The sequence below is a fragment of the Arcobacter sp. s6 genome (genome assembly GCF_040884245.1).
In the GTDB taxonomy this organism is placed as follows: Bacteria; Campylobacterota; Campylobacteria; order Campylobacterales; family Arcobacteraceae; genus Aliarcobacter.
Window position 1 is genome coordinate 126437 of record NZ_JBEVTN010000004.1, and the last position, 16962, is coordinate 143398.

Here is a 16962-nt window from a genome sequence, read left to right on the forward strand (position 1 = left end):
CTTTAATTTTTTATCATCTCTTTTGAATTTGCAAGACTTTGAAGATAATCAGATATTTGTATTAAACAAAAAGTAATTAAAAATATCATTAAACCAGGGAAAAAACTAACCCACCAAGCTATATCAATAACAGCCTTACCATCGCTTAATAAACTTCCCCAAGACATTTGTGGAGCGTTAATTCCAAGTCCTAAAAAAGAGAGTCCTGATTCTGCTAAAATTGAACCACCTACTCCAAAAGTAAATGATATTAAAAAAATTGGAGCTAATATTGGAGCAAAATATTTAAATATGATTTTAAAAGTTGAAACCTTTGAAAGTTTTAGTATCTTAATATAAGGTTTGTTACTAATAGCAAAACTCTCAGATCTAATCAATCTTGACATTCCCATCCAACCTGTAATCGAAATCACAATAATTAAAATCAAAGAAGAAGCTTGAATATAAGAAACTAAAGCCAATAGTAAAAAGAAAGTAGGAAAAGTCAAAAATAAATCAATAACAATAGTAATAGTTCTATCTGTATTCCCTTTAAAATATCCAGCTGTGATTCCTATAACTAATCCTAAGATAGATGAAATTGAAGCTGCAAGAAAACCAATAATCAATGAAGTTTGACCACCTTGTAATACTCTTGCTAGCATATCTCTTCCTAGTCTATCTGTACCAAATAAATGAGTTAAAGAAGGAGCCTCTAGTATTTTACTAGGATCTAGCTGATAAGGAGAAACCGTATAAAAAAAAGGCAATAAAAAAATAGTTAAAATAACTGTAATCAAAAGATATGAAGCTACTTTAAACATATTTTCTACTCTTGTGTATATAAATAATAAGAAAGTGCACTTTTACCAAATGTTTTGGTTTTATTTAGTGTAAATTTTCCTAAAACTTCAGGCATTTCAAGAGAACTTACATGCTCAATTATTATAATAAAAATATTATCTAATTCAATATTTTTTATCATTTCAAATGATTGTAAATATATATCATCCATTCCTTCTCTATAATCAAAAGGAGGATCAACATATAAAACTATTTCATCTTTTGAATTTCTTAAAAAATCTAAAATTAATGGGGTTTGAACAAATGTGTTTGCTTGAACAGTTTGACATTTTTCCATTTCAACAGCTTTACAGTTTTTTAATAAAATTTGATAAGAATTTCTATCTTTTTCTATAAAGTAAGCTCTTTTTGCACCTCTACTTATAGCTTCTAATCCAATAGAACCACTTCCAGCAAAAGATTCTATAAAAACTTTATCTATAATATCAAACTGTAAAACATTAAATAATGACTCTTTTAATCTAGCCTTTGAACTTCTTGTTACATCTAAAGAGGGTAAATCTAAAATTTTTCCTTTATATTTGCCAGCAATTATTTTTGTAGTTGGTCTATCATTTGCCATAAACTAGTCCTTTATATAAAAAATATTTATTATCTAGCATAACTTTCTGCTCTTATTTCTCTAATAACATTTACTTTTATTTCACCTGGATATTGTACTTTTTGTTCAATCTCTTTTGCAATTTCAGTTGCTAATAATATAGCTTCATCATCATTTACAAGTTCAGCTTTTACAATAACTCTAACTTCTCTACCTGCATTTATAGCATAAGCATTTAGAACACCTAATTTACTTGTTGAAATATTTTCAACCTCTTCTACTCTTTTTAAGAAGCTTTCAAGAACTTCTCTTCTTGCACCTGGACGTGCCGCACTTAATGCATCAGCAGCACATACAGAAGCTGATTCTACATTTATTGGTTCTTCATGTCCATGGTGGGCATAAATTCCATTTATTACTGTATCACACTCATCATATCTTCTACAAATATCAGCACCTAAATGTACATGAGAACCTGGCATTTCATGAGTCATTGCTTTTCCAATATCATGCAAAAGACCAGCACGTCTAGCTAAAATAGCATCTCCACCCATTTGTGCAGCAATCAATCCCGCTAAATGAGCCACTTCAAGTGTATGAGCTAAGGCATTTTGACCATAAGATGCTCTGTATCTTAATCTTCCAACAAGTTTAATAAGTTCTGGATGCATAGATTTAATTCCAAGCTCAAGAACAACATCTTCACCCTCTTTTTGAATATTTTTATCAAATTCAGATTTTACTTTTTTATAAATTTCTTCAATTCTTGTTGGTTGAATTCTTCCATCTTCTAAAAGTTCTTGAATAGTTCTTGTGGCAATTGCACGTCTATATAAATTAAAAGACGAGATAGTAATCATATTTGGAGTATCATCTATAATAATATCAACTCCTAATAACATTTCAAGAGCTTTTATATTTCGCCCTTCTTTACCTATTATTTTACCTTTTGTTTCTTCATCATTAATTGGTACATTATTAATAAGTCTTTCAGCTGCAAACTCACCAGCATATCTAGTAACTGCCATTGAGAACATATTATTAATTTCATTTTTAATATTTTGTTCTGCAATTTTATATTTTTTTCTAAATATAGATGCTATTTCAGCACGAGAGTCTTCTTTCACTTTTTTAAGCATTAAATCTTTTGCTTCAATTAAAGTTAAACCTGAAGCATTTTCAAGTATTTTTATAGCTTCATGAGTTTTTTCTTCATAAGTCTTTTTTTGTTGTTCAATCCCTTCTTTGAGAGTTGTTATTTTTTTATTTTTTTCAACTATTTCTTCTTTCTCAAGTCTAATAATTCTTAACTCTGACTCTAAATGTTCATTTAATTCTCTCTCTTTTTTTTCAATCTTAGAAAGCATTATGTCATATTCACGACGTGCATGTTTAAACTCTTTATCACATTCAAATTTTGCTTTTAGTTGAGCATCTTTTAGTGAAACTTCTGCTTCATGCTCGATTATTTTAGCTTTTGCTTTTGCTTGTTCAATAAAAACTTGAAACTTAGCCTTATCTAATTTTTTAACAACAAATATACTCATTGCAGAACTTATAACTCCTACAACGACACTAACAATTATGTATTCCATATTCAAAAACCTTAATTTGTAATTATATAATCAGCTTGAATATCGTAACAATCTGATAGAACATGCTCACTTTTACAAAGTATTAATTGCGTAAAAATCATTATTGGTTTATAATTTAATCTATCAAAAAATCTATCATACATTCCTTTTCCATATCCTATTCTTTTATTCAACGCATCAACTCCAATTATTGGAACTATTGCAAGGTCAATTTTCGCAGGATTGACAAAAGAATTATTTGGTTCTTTAATTCCAAACTTTTTTTTATACAAGGGCAATCTATATTTCACTATTTTAAAACTATCCCCTTGCATATATGGTACATATACACTCATATTTTTTGATTTTCTTAAACTCACGATTAATGGCTTAACATCCACTTCAATACCTAAAGGTATATATAATAAAATATTTTTTGAACCACTTCGTTCTATAAATTTTTTTAATTTTTTAACAATAATCTTATTTTTATAATACTTTAAAAAAAGGCTTGTAAATTCTAATCTTTTTATACACGATTTTCTAAAATCACTTTTGTGATAGTTTTTCATATTTAAGCCTCACTTGGGTAAAATTCCTACCCAACAAATAATTTTACCCAAAGGAATTAAAATGCAGTTTAAAACTATAGCATTTTTATCAATTTTATCTATTTTATTCTTTGCAGGGTGTGATTCTAAAGAAAATAAAGAAGAGACAAGTGACTCAAAAATAGAAAAAGTAGAGAAAATTGAAAAAAAAACAGAATTTCAACTAAAAGCAACTGATAATTCAATAATAAATATAAAACTAGAAAATGATAAAATTATAGTAAAAGAGCATCCAGGAAAGATTATACTTATAAATTTTTTCGCAACATGGTGCCCACCTTGTAAAGTAGAAATTCCTAATCTTATTAAATTACAAGAAGATTATAAAAATGATTTAGTAATAGTTTCAGTTCTTTTAGAAGAAATGAAAACAAATGATGAGATTTTAGCTTTTATCAAAGAATTTAATATAAATTATATTGTTACAAATAGTACAGATGGCTTTGAATTTGCAAAAGAATCTGGTGGTGTCAAATCAATTCCAACAATGTATCTATTAAATAAAGAAGGAACTATTTTCCAAAAATATGTTGGCTTAGTTCCAAATGAAATGATGGAAATAGATATTAAAAAAGTATTACAAAAATAAAGGTAATTTATGTTTAGTTTTTTTAAAAAGAAAAAAGAGAATGATGTTAAAAATGAAGAAGTTTTAGAAGATCAAAATTTATCTCAATTGGATAAAACAGACGAAAGCAATTCTACAACTTCGGAAATTAAACAAATTGAAACTCAAGAAGAAATAAAAATAGAGACACAAGAAGAAAAAAAAGGTTTTTTCTCAAGAGCTTTAGAAAAAACTTTTGCAAGTATAAAAACTGTTGTTCCTCAAAAACAAGAAAAAATCTCCTTTGATGATATTGAAGAACTTTTGATTGAAGCTGATATGGAGTATGAAATCATAGAAAAAGCAATGAATGGACTTCCTTCTGAAATCACAAGAAAACAATTAAGACATAGACTTGTAATGCTTTTTGAACATGCACCTAAAGTTGATTTATCATCTTTACCTAAACCTTTTGTAAGATTAATTATTGGAGTAAATGGAGCTGGTAAAACTACTACTATTGCAAAACTTGCAAATATCTCTAAAAAAAGTGGTAAATCTGTAATTTTAGGAGCTGGAGATACATTTAGAGCAGCTGCAATTGAACAGCTTTCGACTTGGGCATCAAAACTTGAGGTTCCAATTATAAAAACTAAACAAGGTCATGATGCAAGTGCTGTTGCATATGATACTATAAGTGCAGCAATTGCAAGAAATATAGATAATGTTATAATAGACACAGCTGGAAGATTACAAACACAAACAAATTTAAACAATGAGCTAAAAAAAATAGTAAAAGTTTGTGAAAAAGCAATGCCAAATGCCCCACATCAAAAACTAATGATTCTAGATGGAACACAAGGTAATACAGCTATTGCACAAGCACGAGCCTTTAATGAAATGGTAGGAATTAATGGTATTATTGTAACTAAACTTGATGGTACAGCAAAAGGTGGAGCACTATTTTCTATCTCTAATCAACTTGAACTTCCTATATTTTATGTGGGAATTGGTGAAAAACAAGATGATTTAATTGAATTTAGTCCAGATGATTTTGTTGATAGTTTACTTGATGAAATTTATACAGCTGAAAAATAATTAAAGGAGATAAATTGAGAGGAAAAAATAAATCTTTTCTTGAAGATATAATTATATTTTTTATTCTAGGAATTATAATTTATGCAATTTATAGTTTCTTTTTCGCATCTAATGAGGAAGTAGAAATACAAAATGAACCAATTACAGTAGAAAGAAATATTTCGGCAGAAGAACAAAATAAAGACTCTATAAATGATGAAAAAGTTGCTGCTGAAAAAATAAATGAAGACATTGTTCAAACACAAAAAGAAGAACCTCTTCAAATAAAAGAAACCACTAAAGATATAATTGAAAATATTCCTGATGAGAAAATTAAAACCAAAATCGATACTAAAAGTGAAATAAAAAAGACAGAAATTACAGCTGAAACTCAAAGTGTTAATGTAAGTGAAATAACTGATGTTGAATTATTTTATAGAAGTATAGAAGAAAAAATATACGCAAATATAGAAAAAAATGTAGATAAAACTCTAATTAATAATGGTTTTGTAAATATCAGAGTTACTATATTAAAAGATGGAAGATATGAACAATTAACTTTTATGGATGGAAGCAAAGATAATTTTGAACTCTTTAGATCTTCTATTACTCAAGTTTTCCCACTTAAAATGAATGATTCTTTAAAAGAAAATTTCCCAAGATATTTTAGAATGAAAATTGAAATTAAATAATTAATTTCAATTTTCTTTTAATTTAATTCTAAAAACTATATAATACTTGTAAAATATAAAGGATTATAGATGGATATTCAAGGCAGTACAAACACACTAAGTAATGCGTTAAATACTTTTACTCAAAATAGTACTGTTAAAAGTGAAAATATTGAAGTCGAAAAATCACTAGAAGAAATAATAAATGATTCAGCTGTAAAAGTATCAATTTCAATGAATGCACAATCAATACTATTTGCTATGAATTCAGAATTAATTACAAAAGATAATCTAATAACTCAAGCTAGTCTAACTTCTAATGAAAAAGATGTTTTAGATTTTTTAAGTGGAAATGAATCACAAAGTGGAATGAATCTTGAAAATATAGGATATACAGGAAAAGCTATAACCGAACTTACACAAGATGAAGCAAAAGAGCTTGTAAGTGATGAAGGCTTTTTTGGAGTAACTCAAACTTCAGATAGAGTTTCAAATTTTGTATTTAATTTTGCAGGTGATAATCTAGAGATTTTAGAAAAAGGAAGAGAAGGAATAGTTAAAGGTTTCCAAGAAGCTGAAAAGCTATTTGGGGGAGAACTTCCTGAAATATCTTATAAAACACAAGAAAGAACTTTGGCTTTAATTGATGAAAAAATCAATTCACTAAAAGAAAATAGTTGATTTTCTTTTAGCTTATAAAAATTTTATTATCTAGAATTATCTAAAAAATGTGCTTATTTTTCTAAAATATCTCTCTATATCTTCAAAAGAGTGACTTCCACCCTCTTCTATTATCAGTTCTGTATCTTCTAATTTTTCAGCCGCTTCATTGAAATCTAAAACTTCATCATCTTCTTGTAAAAGTGTTATAAAGTTTTCAGGTGTTTTAATAAAATTCACTTCATAATTCTTTAATGATTTTATATGACTTGAATTAAACTCAAATCTTGAATCATCATAATAATTTGTAACAAAATCAACGCCTTCATATCTATCTAAAGTTCCCCATGGATTAACAGCAGGGTTTATTAAAACAGCTTTTAAATCATATTTATTAGCTAAATATAAAGCATAAAAACCACCAAGAGATGAACCTATTAATTGAACTTCTTCATCAATACTAACAAAGGCCTCTATTAATTGCTCTAGGGTATTAATAGCTAAGTTTGGAATAGTAGGAAGAGAAATTGTTATTATTCCTTCATCAAAGTACTCTTTAAACTTTTCAGCTTTTGAACCAAATCCTGAACTTGCAAAACCGTGAATATATATAATCATTTTATTATTTTCCAATTTTTTTATTTGTATAATTAACGAATATTACAATAAAAGGCTTAATAATGAAATTATATTTAAAAATCATAGCTATATCTTTTATCTCCTTGAATTTAAATGCTGAAGTTATTTCTGGATTTATTGAAAATGATGTTATAAATGGTGAAGATAAACACTATACAAATGGCATAGGTTTTTCATACTTAAGTAATAAAGATACAAATGATTTAAATAAATATGATAATAGTTTTTTTGATTTTTTATCGAAAATTCCTACATTTAACAATGATACAAAATATCAATCTTTAGGAATGACATTATCTCATTTAACTTTTACTCCTGATAAAATTGAACAAAAAAATAAAATCATAAAAGATGTTCCTTATGCAGGTGTTATGACTGTTGATTTTAGCTTATATCAATGGGAAGAAGATTTTTTTCATCAATATGTGATAACCCTAGGAATGGCAGGGCCTAGTGCATCTGCACATAGATTTCAAAAAAGCTTTCATCATCTAACAGCAAATACAGAATCTAAAGGATGGGATAATCAATTAGAAGATGATTTTTTATATAATTTTTCTTATGCTTATGGATATAAAGTATTTAAGCACGATTTTTCTTATGGGAAAATGGACATTATAAATAATATTAGAATTGATTTTGGAAATTATAATAGAAATTTAATGGCTGGTTCTACTATTAGATATGGAAGCAATTATCCAAGTAATTTCAATACTATTGGAAGATTTTTAGGAGTAAATGAAAACAAACTTTTAAATCTTGATTCAAAATCAAATAAAGATTTTGGATGGGCCATATCTTATGGCTTAGGATATTCATACAATGATTATTTTTATGTAACTAATTATGATAAATCTTATGAATTAGATAAATTAAAAGATACTTTAGTTCAAGTAATCTCTTACGATACATACTTTGATAATATAGTTTTATCTTTTACCTATAAAACATCTAAATTTTTATCAGTAAATAATAAAAGTGAAAATGAAAATTGGGGAGGATTTAATATTGCTTATTTATTTTAAATAAGCAATATCTTCTCTTAAAGCATTTCTTGAAGCTTTATCTACAAGATTAAAAATATCATCAATTTCATTTTTCAAACTACTTTTTTTATGTCCTTTAACTTTTATAAAAACTAAATTTAATTCATCTAATTTTTCAAAAAATAGCTTATATAAATCATGATTATTCATCAACTTTCCTTTTGATGATTTATAATCATTTCCTTCTAGTTTTTTTCTTCTATCTTCTAAACCAATTATATTTTGACAGTCTGTATATACTTCTATGTAAGTTGTTGAAGCAACTTGTATTTCATTCAAAGCCCAAAGCAGTGTTTGAAGTTCAAGTTTAGTTGAACTCGTATTTTCAAATCTTTTTGTTTTAATATTCTTTTTCATCTCTTCTAAAGATAAAGTTTCCTCAATAAGTTTTAAAAAAGCACCAAAACCTATTTTTTCTTGAGGATTTACACTTGAGTCTGTAAATAGTTTTATTTTTTTCATAATGGATTGTATAATTTTTTATATTACAAAGTGTCATATTTTATTAGGCATAATTTTTTTTTCATTATAATTAGACTATAAAATAGCTAGGAATTAATATGGCAAAGAAAAAAACATCACTATTTGAGTGTCAACATTGTGGAGAGCAAGCTACAAAATGGCTTGGAAAATGTCCCAATTGTGGTTCATGGGATTCATTTATAGAACTAAATCAAGAGCAACAAGAGGTTTTAAAACAAACTTCAAAGGTTGTAAATAGCACTTCTAAAGCTAGACCAATAACACAAATTGAACAAGATAATGTAACTAGATTTTCATCTTATAATGATGAATTTGATTTAGTTTTAGGTGGAGGAATTGTTCCTGGGAGTTTAACACTAATTGGAGGGAGTCCAGGTGTTGGAAAATCAACACTATTATTAAAAGTTGCTGGAAGTATTGCAAAATCTGGGAAAAAAGTTCTTTATGTTTCAGGAGAAGAAAGTGCTGGACAGATAAAACTACGAGCAAATAGATTAGATGCAAATCATGATAGTTTATATTTGTTAAGTGAAATAAAACTAGAAGAGATACAAGATGAACTATTAAGAGAAAACTATGAAGTTTGTATTATTGACTCTATTCAAACAATTTATTCATCAAATCTTACAAGTGCTCCAGGAAGCGTATCACAAGTAAGAGAAATTACTTTTGAATTAATGAGAAAAGCAAAAGAGTCTAATTTAGCTATGTTTATAATTGGACATATTACAAAAGATGGAAGTATTGCAGGTCCTAGAGTATTAGAGCATATGGTTGATACGGTTTTATACTTTGAAGGAGAAGCTAGCAGGGAGCTTCGAATGCTTCGAGGTTTTAAAAATAGATTTGGAAGTACCAGTGAAATTGGTATTTTTGAAATGACAGCAGAAGGACTCATAAGTGCAAAAGATATAGCATCTAAATTTTTTGATAAATCAAAAGCTCAAAGCGGATCTGCACTTACAGTTGTAATGGAAGGAAGTCGAGCTATTATTTTGGAAGTTCAAGCACTTGTAACTGAAAGTACTTATCCAAATCCAAAAAGAAGTGCCACAGGTTTTGATGGAAATAGACTTACAATGCTTTTAGCACTTTTAGAGAAAAAAATAGATTTACCACTAAATAACTATGATGTCTTTATAAATATAAGTGGAGGAATAAGAATCAAAGAAAGTTCTGCTGATTTAGCTGTAATTGCTGCAATTATTTCTAGCTTTAGAGATAGACCTATTTCTAAAGAGTCTGCATTTATTGGAGAGGTTTCATTAACAGGTGAAATTAAAGATGTTTATTCAATAGATTTAAGATTAAAAGAAGCTCAAGCCCAAGGTATGAAAAAAGCTGTAATTGCTCAAAAAACAAATCTGAAACTTGATATTAAAACATTTGCAGTTGATGATGTATCAAAAATGATAGAACTATTTTAAAAATAGTTCTATGCTCTTCTTTTTAAAGCTCCACTCATTAATCTTTCATTTGAAACAATAGCTCTTGTGTGAGTTCCAATTCCAACTTTTCCACCTGAATCTACAACTTCAATAGAAAACTTAAAAAGCTTTCCTTCCATTCCTTCAAATGTAGCAGTTGAAATAGCAGTATCTCCTTCAAGAGTAGGTGCTAGATGCGTGATGTTAACAGAAACACCAACTGATAATTCACCCTCTTTTAGTAAAGGAATCAATATCTTTGCAGCCGAGCACTCCATTAAAGCTACCATTCTAGCTGTTGCAAAAACATCAGGGAAACCATCATATTCTGAGATATTTAGATTACTTGCTAAATCTGATTGCTTTACTTTAAATTCAATTTTATCTTGTGTTCCAATTGTTAAGTTCATAAAATACCTTTAAATTAATTTTGAATTATTTTAACATATATTTTAATTAACCTACTAATATGCATAAATTTTATATAATCAAAAAATTTTAAAGGTAAAAAAATGATTGAATTAGAAAATAATACAGATTTACAAATTGATATTTCAATACTAGAAGAAATAGCAAATTCACTTACAAAAAAAGATATTGAATTAATGCTTGTAAAAAATGATGAAATTCAAACTTTAAATAAAGAGCATAGAAATATAGATAAAGCAACTGATGTTTTAAGTTTTCCAATGGATTTTGATTTTGCTAATATGCCTTTAGGTTCTATTGTAATATCTACTGATTTTGTGCAAGAAAAAGCAAAAGAGTATAGTCATACTTTTAATGAAGAGTTTGCACTTTTGTTTATTCATGGGATTTTACATCTTTTAGGATATGACCATGAGGTTGATAATGGAGAGCATAGAGAAAAAGAAGAAGAGTTAATCAAAGAGTTTAATTTACCAAATAGTTTGATTGTCAGAAATTCATAATATGGATTTTTTAATATTTACAATTTCAATGGCAGCTTTGATATATGGAGCTGATTTTGTAATAAAAGAGAGTGAAAAAATAGCTCTTTATTTTAATATCTCTAGTTTTGTAATAGGAGCAACTTTGGTAGCTGTTGGTACAAGTTTACCTGAAATGGCTGTTTCAATGTCAGCATCTGCAAAAGGAAGTGCTGATATTGCAGTTGCAAATGTAATTGGAAGCACTATTTTTAATATTTCACTTGTTTTAGGACTTGTATTTTTACTTGCTAAAAAAATACAACCAGATAGGGATTTATTTGCAAAAGATTCAGCATGGTCGATTTTTCCTATTTTAATATTTATACTTATGGGAATTGATGGAAAAATATCTATGTTTGATGGTATTTTATTTCTTTGTATGATGGGAGCTTATTTACTGTTTTTAATAAACTCAAATAGTATTGAAAAATCTGAGGGAGATTTAAAAAAAGAAAAATTTAATTGGATTAAAACTATTATTCTACTTTTACTTGGATTTATATTCGTAATTGTTGGAGCAAATTTTGCTATTGATAGTGCTGGAAATATTGCAAGAGGTTTTGGTATAAGCGAATGGATAATAGGACTATTTTTAGTTGCATTTGGTACATCATTACCTGAATTAATCATCTCAGTTAAATCAGCATTGAAAAACAATGCAGACTTAGCAATAGGAAATATCATAGGATCAAATGTAGCAAACTTTACTATGGTTTTAGGATTATCTTCAATTATAAACCCACTAAATGTAGATTTTAATAGTTACTTTTTTGATATATGCGCTGCTTTTGTTGTATCTTTAATGTTAGTACTTATAACAGCTAATAAGTTGTATAATAAATCTGCAGGAATTGCTTTGTTAGTAGTTTTAGGATTAGTAATACAAAATAGTCTAGTTTAAACTAGACTATTTTGAACATTTTGGACAAATACCACTTAAAACAATATTTGTTGAATCAATTTTAAAAGAGCTTAAAGTTGAAACTTCATTTAATAAGCTTGTTGCATCTAAAGTTATATCTTCAATAGCTCCACAACATGAACAAACTAAATGAGCGTGCTCTGTTTTAACTAATTCATATACTGACTTTGAGTTTGGTATTTTTACCTCTGAAAGAAAAACCTTTTCTACCATAGCATTTATATTTTTATAAATAGTTGCCAATGATACAGATGGAAATTTTGATAATAATTTTTTATATAAATCATCAATATTCATATGTCCATTTTTAAAAAGTTCTTCAACTATTGCTACTCTTTGTGGAGTAACTTTTAAATCATATTCTTTTAATAAATTTGTATAATTAGTCATAATGTACTCTTCCTTTCGCGAAATAATACTAAATTAATATTTATTTTCACATAAATTATATAGTCTAATTGGAATTAAACTTATATATTTAAGTGTATTGTATCATAATATTTATTAATGGAGAATAATTTTCTTTTAAGTTTTAATATATTACAATTCTTCAAAGGATAAAAATTATCCAATAATAAAAATATAATTTAAGGAAATAGAATGAAACAATATGAAACTTATAAATGTAATACATGTGGATGTGAAGTTGAAGTACAAGTAACAGGAACAAATGCAAAATTATCTTGCTGTGGACATGAAATGGAAATGATAACTGAAAATTTAACTGCAGTTAATTTAATGAAAGCCTTTGCAGGTGAATCACAAGCTAGAAATAAATATGAATTTTTTGCACAAATTGCTTTTGATGAAGGTTTTCATAAAATTGCAAGATTTTTTAATGAAGCGGCTGAAAATGAAAAGTACCATGCAATTGCTGAGTTTAAAGCATACAATAAATTAGTACACAATATAGAATTAAACTCAACAAAAAATAATATTCAATACGCAGCTGATGGTGAAAAATATGAACATGAAGAGATGTACCCTAATTTTGAAGCAATAGCAAAAGAAGAAGGTTTAAAAGAAATAGCAAGAATGTTTAAAGCAATAGGAAAAGTTGAAGTTGAACATGAAAAAGAGTATTTAGAGTTAAAACAAGCTTTAATTGATGAAGGATTTTTAGAATCACAAGAGGAAGAAGAGTGGGTATGTGAAGTTTGTGGACATGTTCATAGAGGTAAAAAACCACCAAAACAGTGTCCTTTATGTGCAGTTGAAAAAGAGTATTTTAAGAAAAAACCAAAAGATATAACTGCTGGTTAAATTTCGTTAAATAATATTATGTTAGAATTTGAACAATAATTCATAAAGGAGAATAAATATGAAACAATATCAGTCTTATAAATGTAACAAATGTGGAAATGTAGTAGAAGTACAAAATGTAGGTGGTGGAGAGCTACACTGCTGTGGTCAAGCAATGGAAATGATAACTAAAGATTTAACTTCTGTTGTTTTAATGAAAGCATTTGCTGGTGAATCAATGGCTAGAAACAAGTATGAGTATTTTGCAAAAATTGCTCAAAAAGAAGGTTTTAGAGATATTGCTGAGCATTTCCAAAGAGCTGCTAATAATGAAAAAATGCATGCAAAACTTGAGTTAAAAGCTTATAATGTTTTAAATTATGACAAAGAATTTGGAAATACAAGTGAAAATCTTCAATATGCTATTGATGGTGAAAGCTATGAAAATGTTACTATGTATCCAGAATTTGCAAAAGTTGCAAAAGAAGAAGGTCATGCTGATATTGCAAGATTACTTGATATGATTGGAAAAATTGAAATCGAACATGAAAATATGTACAAAAGTCTAAAACATAGACTAGATTCTGGAAAAGAGCATGTTAGTGATGAAGAAGAAGAGTGGATTTGTGAAGTTTGTGGACATGTTCACAGAGGTAAAAAAGCTTTAAAAGTTTGTCCAGTTTGTAAACACCCTATTGAATATCAATCAAGATTAAACTCAAAAAAATAGTTTAACCTCTTAAACATAATATCTTCGATAATATAACAAAAAAATTTATCGGAGATATTCAATTTTGTTCAAATATCTAATTTTATTAATATTTTCAATATCATTAAATGCAAATAATATTACAATTGCTAGCTACAATGTTGAAAACTTTTTTGATTTAAAGAAAGACAATAGTGAATACAGTGAGTTTATACCAAATACAAAAAATCAATGGAATCAAAGAAATTTCAATATAAAATTAAACAATTTATTAAAAGTAATAAATGACCTAGATGCAGATATTATAGCTTTTCAAGAAATTGAAAATAGAGATTTAATGAAATTACTTTCAAGTAAACTTCCAAAATATACATATTATTCATTTATTAAGTACCCTAATTCTGCTGTTGGAATAGGATTTCTTTCTAAAATAGAAATTAAAAACAATAAAAATATTGATGTAAAATTTACAAAAAGACTCTATCGTCCAATACTAGAAACAACTTTTGAATATGAAAATATAGAATTCAAAATTTTTAATAATCACTGGCCTTCAAAAGCAGCACCTGAAAGCTATAGAATAAAATATGCAAAAAGTTTGCAAGATAGGTTAATTCAACTACCAAAAGATTATGATTATATTTTATTAGGTGATTTTAATTCAAATTATGATGAATATCAAACATTTAAAAATAATAAAAAACTAAATAATACTTCATCTATTACAGGAATCAATCAAATCTTAAATACAACATATGAAAATAAATTTGTTACCTATGATGATATTTTAAAATATGATAAAAGGGTTCATTTTAATTTATGGCTTGATCTTTCTACAAATGAAAGATTTTCAACTAAATTTAGAGGACAAAATAATACTCCTGACAGTATTATTTTAGCACCTGCATTATTTGATACAAAAAGAATTTCATATATTCCAAACTCATTTAAAGTTTTTAAAGCAAATTATTTATTTGAAAACAATAATATAAACAGATGGGAAATGAGTGGAAAAAAATATGATAAAATTCACAAAGGTTTTGGTTTTTCAGATCATCTTCCAATTTACGCAGAGTTCTCAATTAAAAAAGAAGATACAAATATACTAAAAAAGATGCAAATAAATGATGAAATAAAAAAAATTAACTCCATTTCAGATTTATATACAAAAGAAAAGTTAATAGATCCTCTTATCCTAAATGATGCAATAGTGATTTATAAAGATGATGAAAAAGCAATAATAAAAAGACAAAATGATAGAGCCATTTATATCTATCAAAATGCACAAAACTTAAAACTTGGATACTCATATAATCTTCAAATTAATCAAATATATAATTATTATGGATTAAAAGAAATTAAAGATTTTACTGTTTTAGATGAAGTCAAAAAAATAGATAATTATCAAGATTTATTTTTAAATGCAAATAGTATCAATATTCTTAATTTTAAATATGAAAATGAGATTATTACAAATCTAAAAGGAGTAATGAAAAACTCAAAACTTTATTTAGATAATAATAAATATATTAAGATTTATTCAAAAGAAAAAAAACTAATGCCAAAAGATGGTGAAAAAATCACTATTTTAAATGCACAACTAGCTTCATATAGGGGAAATATGCAAATTATAATTCATAAACAATCAGATTTTAAAGTAGGATTTTAATGTTAATCAAGTCAATTTTTACAAATAGTTTAGGAATATTAGTTTCAAGGGTTTTAGGTTTTGTGAGGGACTTATTAACAGCCTCAATTTTGGGAGCTAATATATATTCAGATATATTTTTTATTGCATTTAAACTGCCTAATTTATTTAGAAGTGTTTTTGCTGATGGTGCATTTACTCAAGCTTTTATTCCTTCATATGCAAAATCTAAACATAAAATTAGATTTTCATCTATAATATTTTTACAACTATTTGGATTTTTGATTATCTTATCTTTAATTGTAAGCTTATTTTCACATATTGTTGCAAAGGCTTTTGCAATAGGATTTACACAAGAAACAATTGATTTAGCAGCACCTTTATTTGCTATAAATTTTTATTATTTACCAATAATTTTCACAGTTACATTTATGGCAGCTTTATTACAATATAAACATCATTTTGCAACAAGTGCATATTCAACTGCTCTTTTAAATCTAGGAATGATAGCTGCACTTTTAATCGCAAAAGGCAAAGATGAATACGAGATTACATTTTATTTATCATATGGTGTAATTGCTGGGGGAATGTTACAAGTATTTCTTCATCTATACTCTATTAAAAAAGCAAATTTATGTAAAATATTTCACTTTAAAAAACATAAGAAAAAAGAAGAAAATAAATTTTACAAGAACTTCTTTTCTGCAACTTTAGGTTCTTCAACACTACATTTATCAGCATTTATTGATACATGGTTAGCATCATTTTTAATAAGTGGTTCAATTTCATATTTATACTATGCAAATAGAGTATTCCAACTTCCCCTTGCAATATTTGCAATAGCAACTTCAATCGCCCTATTTCCAATGATTGCAAAAGCAATAAAAAATAAAGATGAAAATAGAGCTCTACATTTAATGAAAAAATCATCAACAATTTTATTTGCTATTTTATCACTATCAATGTTAGTTGGAATCGTATTTAATGAATTAATTGTAAAACTTCTATTTGAAAGAGGTGCATTTAATAGTGTAGATACCCAAAATACAGCATTAATTTTAACTATGTATCTAATAGGGCTTTTGCCTTTTGGTTTAGCAAAAATATTTTCTTTATGGTTATATGCAAATGAACAACAATTTTTAAGTGCAAAAATATCTATGAAAAGTTTAGCATGGAATATAATTTTTTCATTAATTTTAATCAAACCATATGGAGCAGCAGGTTTAGCATTTGCAAGTACGTTAAGTGGTTTTATTTTGTTTTTTCTTACAATAAAAGCATTTGGATTTGATAAGTTTATTATGATGTTTAGAAAATAATTATTTATTATTTATAAACCAGATTTTAGCTTTATTTAGTAACATTA

The 16962-nt window shown here is 26.7% G+C and carries 20 protein-coding genes; 12 read left to right on the top strand and 8 right to left on the bottom strand.

What is annotated here, in order from left to right:
- Nucleotides 1–2 precede the first annotated feature (2 nt).
- Genes ABVS04_RS03560 through ABVS04_RS03575 form a run of 4 tightly spaced genes read right to left on the bottom strand, consistent with a single transcriptional unit; the run spans nucleotide 3 to nucleotide 3530 of the window.
- Entirely contained in the window at nucleotides 3–803 is an 801-nt protein-coding gene (locus ABVS04_RS03560) for an ABC transporter permease (protein ID WP_368029295.1), read from the bottom strand.
- A gap of 5 nt (nucleotides 804–808) precedes the next feature.
- Nucleotides 809–1405 (bottom strand): 16S rRNA (guanine(966)-N(2))-methyltransferase RsmD, encoded by a 597-nt coding sequence (rsmD, locus tag ABVS04_RS03565; protein ID WP_368029296.1) that lies wholly within the window; start codon nucleotides 1403–1405, stop codon nucleotides 809–811.
- 29 nt (nucleotides 1406–1434) lie between these two features.
- Nucleotides 1435–2979, bottom strand: coding sequence for a ribonuclease Y (rny, locus tag ABVS04_RS03570; protein WP_368029297.1), 1545 nt, complete (start codon nucleotides 2977–2979; stop codon nucleotides 1435–1437).
- Between the two features lie 11 nt (nucleotides 2980–2990).
- Nucleotides 2991–3530 (bottom strand): 5-formyltetrahydrofolate cyclo-ligase, encoded by a 540-nt coding sequence (locus ABVS04_RS03575; RefSeq protein WP_368029298.1) that lies wholly within the window; start codon nucleotides 3528–3530, stop codon nucleotides 2991–2993.
- Nucleotides 3531–3591: 61 nt separating this feature from the next.
- Here ABVS04_RS03575 and ABVS04_RS03580 point away from each other — a divergent pair, with 61 nt between their 5' ends.
- From ABVS04_RS03580 to ABVS04_RS03595, 4 genes are all read left to right on the top strand, one after another.
- Nucleotides 3592–4158 carry a TlpA family protein disulfide reductase gene (locus tag ABVS04_RS03580; RefSeq protein WP_368029299.1) on the top strand — a complete coding sequence of 189 codons (567 nt, stop codon included), beginning with the start codon at nucleotides 3592–3594 and terminating at the stop codon, nucleotides 4156–4158.
- 9 nt (nucleotides 4159–4167) lie between these two features.
- Nucleotides 4168–5214, top strand: a complete 1047-nt coding sequence (ftsY, locus tag ABVS04_RS03585; protein WP_368029300.1) for a signal recognition particle-docking protein FtsY — start codon at nucleotides 4168–4170, stop codon at nucleotides 5212–5214.
- A 14-nt stretch (nucleotides 5215–5228) separates the two neighbouring features.
- Nucleotides 5229–5885, top strand: coding sequence for a hypothetical protein (locus ABVS04_RS03590; RefSeq protein WP_368029301.1), 657 nt, complete (start codon nucleotides 5229–5231; stop codon nucleotides 5883–5885).
- Nucleotides 5886–5954: 69 nt separating this feature from the next.
- Entirely contained in the window at nucleotides 5955–6545 is a 591-nt protein-coding gene (locus ABVS04_RS03595) for a hydrogenase-4 component G (RefSeq protein ID WP_368029302.1), read from the top strand.
- A gap of 36 nt (nucleotides 6546–6581) precedes the next feature.
- Here the strand turns inward: ABVS04_RS03595 and ABVS04_RS03600 are convergent, their stop codons facing one another.
- Nucleotides 6582–7142, bottom strand: coding sequence for a YqiA/YcfP family alpha/beta fold hydrolase (locus ABVS04_RS03600; RefSeq protein WP_368029303.1), 561 nt, complete (start codon nucleotides 7140–7142; stop codon nucleotides 6582–6584).
- A gap of 62 nt (nucleotides 7143–7204) precedes the next feature.
- On the opposite strand from ABVS04_RS03600, the gene ABVS04_RS03605 reads away from it, so the two are divergent.
- The gene (locus ABVS04_RS03605) at nucleotides 7205–8188 is read left to right on the top strand and encodes a lipid A deacylase LpxR family protein (protein ID WP_368029304.1); all 984 of its coding nucleotides are present in this window, start codon (nucleotides 7205–7207) and stop codon (nucleotides 8186–8188) included.
- Here the strand turns inward: ABVS04_RS03605 and ABVS04_RS03610 are convergent.
- The gene (locus ABVS04_RS03610) at nucleotides 8180–8671 is read right to left on the bottom strand and encodes a ribonuclease HI (protein ID WP_368029305.1); all 492 of its coding nucleotides are present in this window, start codon (nucleotides 8669–8671) and stop codon (nucleotides 8180–8182) included. The two genes, ABVS04_RS03605 and ABVS04_RS03610, sit on opposite strands and share 9 nt — an antisense overlap.
- Before the next feature lie 98 nt (nucleotides 8672–8769).
- Between ABVS04_RS03610 and radA the strand changes: the two genes are divergently transcribed.
- Nucleotides 8770–10119, top strand: a complete 1350-nt coding sequence (gene radA / locus ABVS04_RS03615) for a DNA repair protein RadA (protein WP_368029306.1) — start codon at nucleotides 8770–8772, stop codon at nucleotides 10117–10119.
- An 8-nt stretch (nucleotides 10120–10127) separates the two neighbouring features.
- Here radA and ABVS04_RS03620 read toward each other — a convergent pair whose 3' ends face one another.
- A complete protein-coding gene (locus ABVS04_RS03620; RefSeq protein ID WP_368029307.1) occupies nucleotides 10128–10529 on the bottom strand; it encodes a thioesterase family protein in 402 nt (133 codons plus the stop codon).
- Nucleotides 10530–10631: 102 nt separating this feature from the next.
- Between ABVS04_RS03620 and ybeY the strand changes: the two genes are divergently transcribed.
- Both ybeY and ABVS04_RS03630 read left to right on the top strand, forming a co-directional pair.
- Nucleotides 10632–11051, top strand: coding sequence for an rRNA maturation RNase YbeY (gene ybeY / locus ABVS04_RS03625; protein WP_368029308.1), 420 nt, complete (start codon nucleotides 10632–10634; stop codon nucleotides 11049–11051).
- Between the two features lies 1 nt (nucleotide 11052).
- Nucleotides 11053–11973 (top strand): calcium/sodium antiporter, encoded by a 921-nt coding sequence (locus tag ABVS04_RS03630; protein WP_368029309.1) that lies wholly within the window; start codon nucleotides 11053–11055, stop codon nucleotides 11971–11973.
- Between the two features lie 6 nt (nucleotides 11974–11979).
- Here ABVS04_RS03630 and ABVS04_RS03635 read toward each other — a convergent pair whose 3' ends face one another.
- The gene (locus tag ABVS04_RS03635) at nucleotides 11980–12384 is read right to left on the bottom strand and encodes a Fur family transcriptional regulator (protein ID WP_368029310.1); all 405 of its coding nucleotides are present in this window, start codon (nucleotides 12382–12384) and stop codon (nucleotides 11980–11982) included.
- A 210-nt stretch (nucleotides 12385–12594) separates the two neighbouring features.
- Between ABVS04_RS03635 and ABVS04_RS03640 the strand changes: the two genes are divergently transcribed.
- The 4 genes from ABVS04_RS03640 (at nucleotide 12595) to murJ (ending at nucleotide 16915) form a co-directional block, all read left to right on the top strand.
- Complete coding sequence (locus ABVS04_RS03640) at nucleotides 12595–13257, top strand: ferritin family protein (RefSeq protein ID WP_368029311.1); 663 nt, start codon at nucleotides 12595–12597, stop codon at nucleotides 13255–13257.
- Nucleotides 13258–13315: 58 nt separating this feature from the next.
- Complete coding sequence (locus ABVS04_RS03645) at nucleotides 13316–13966, top strand: ferritin family protein (protein ID WP_368029312.1); 651 nt, start codon at nucleotides 13316–13318, stop codon at nucleotides 13964–13966.
- Between the two features lie 64 nt (nucleotides 13967–14030).
- Nucleotides 14031–15614 carry an endonuclease/exonuclease/phosphatase family protein gene (locus ABVS04_RS03650; protein ID WP_368029313.1) on the top strand — a complete coding sequence of 528 codons (1584 nt, stop codon included), beginning with the start codon at nucleotides 14031–14033 and terminating at the stop codon, nucleotides 15612–15614.
- Nucleotides 15614–16915, top strand: a complete 1302-nt coding sequence (gene murJ, locus ABVS04_RS03655; protein WP_368029314.1) for a murein biosynthesis integral membrane protein MurJ — start codon at nucleotides 15614–15616, stop codon at nucleotides 16913–16915. Before ABVS04_RS03650 ends, murJ begins: the two co-directional genes overlap by 1 nt.
- Nucleotides 16916–16962: the final 47 nt, after the last annotated feature.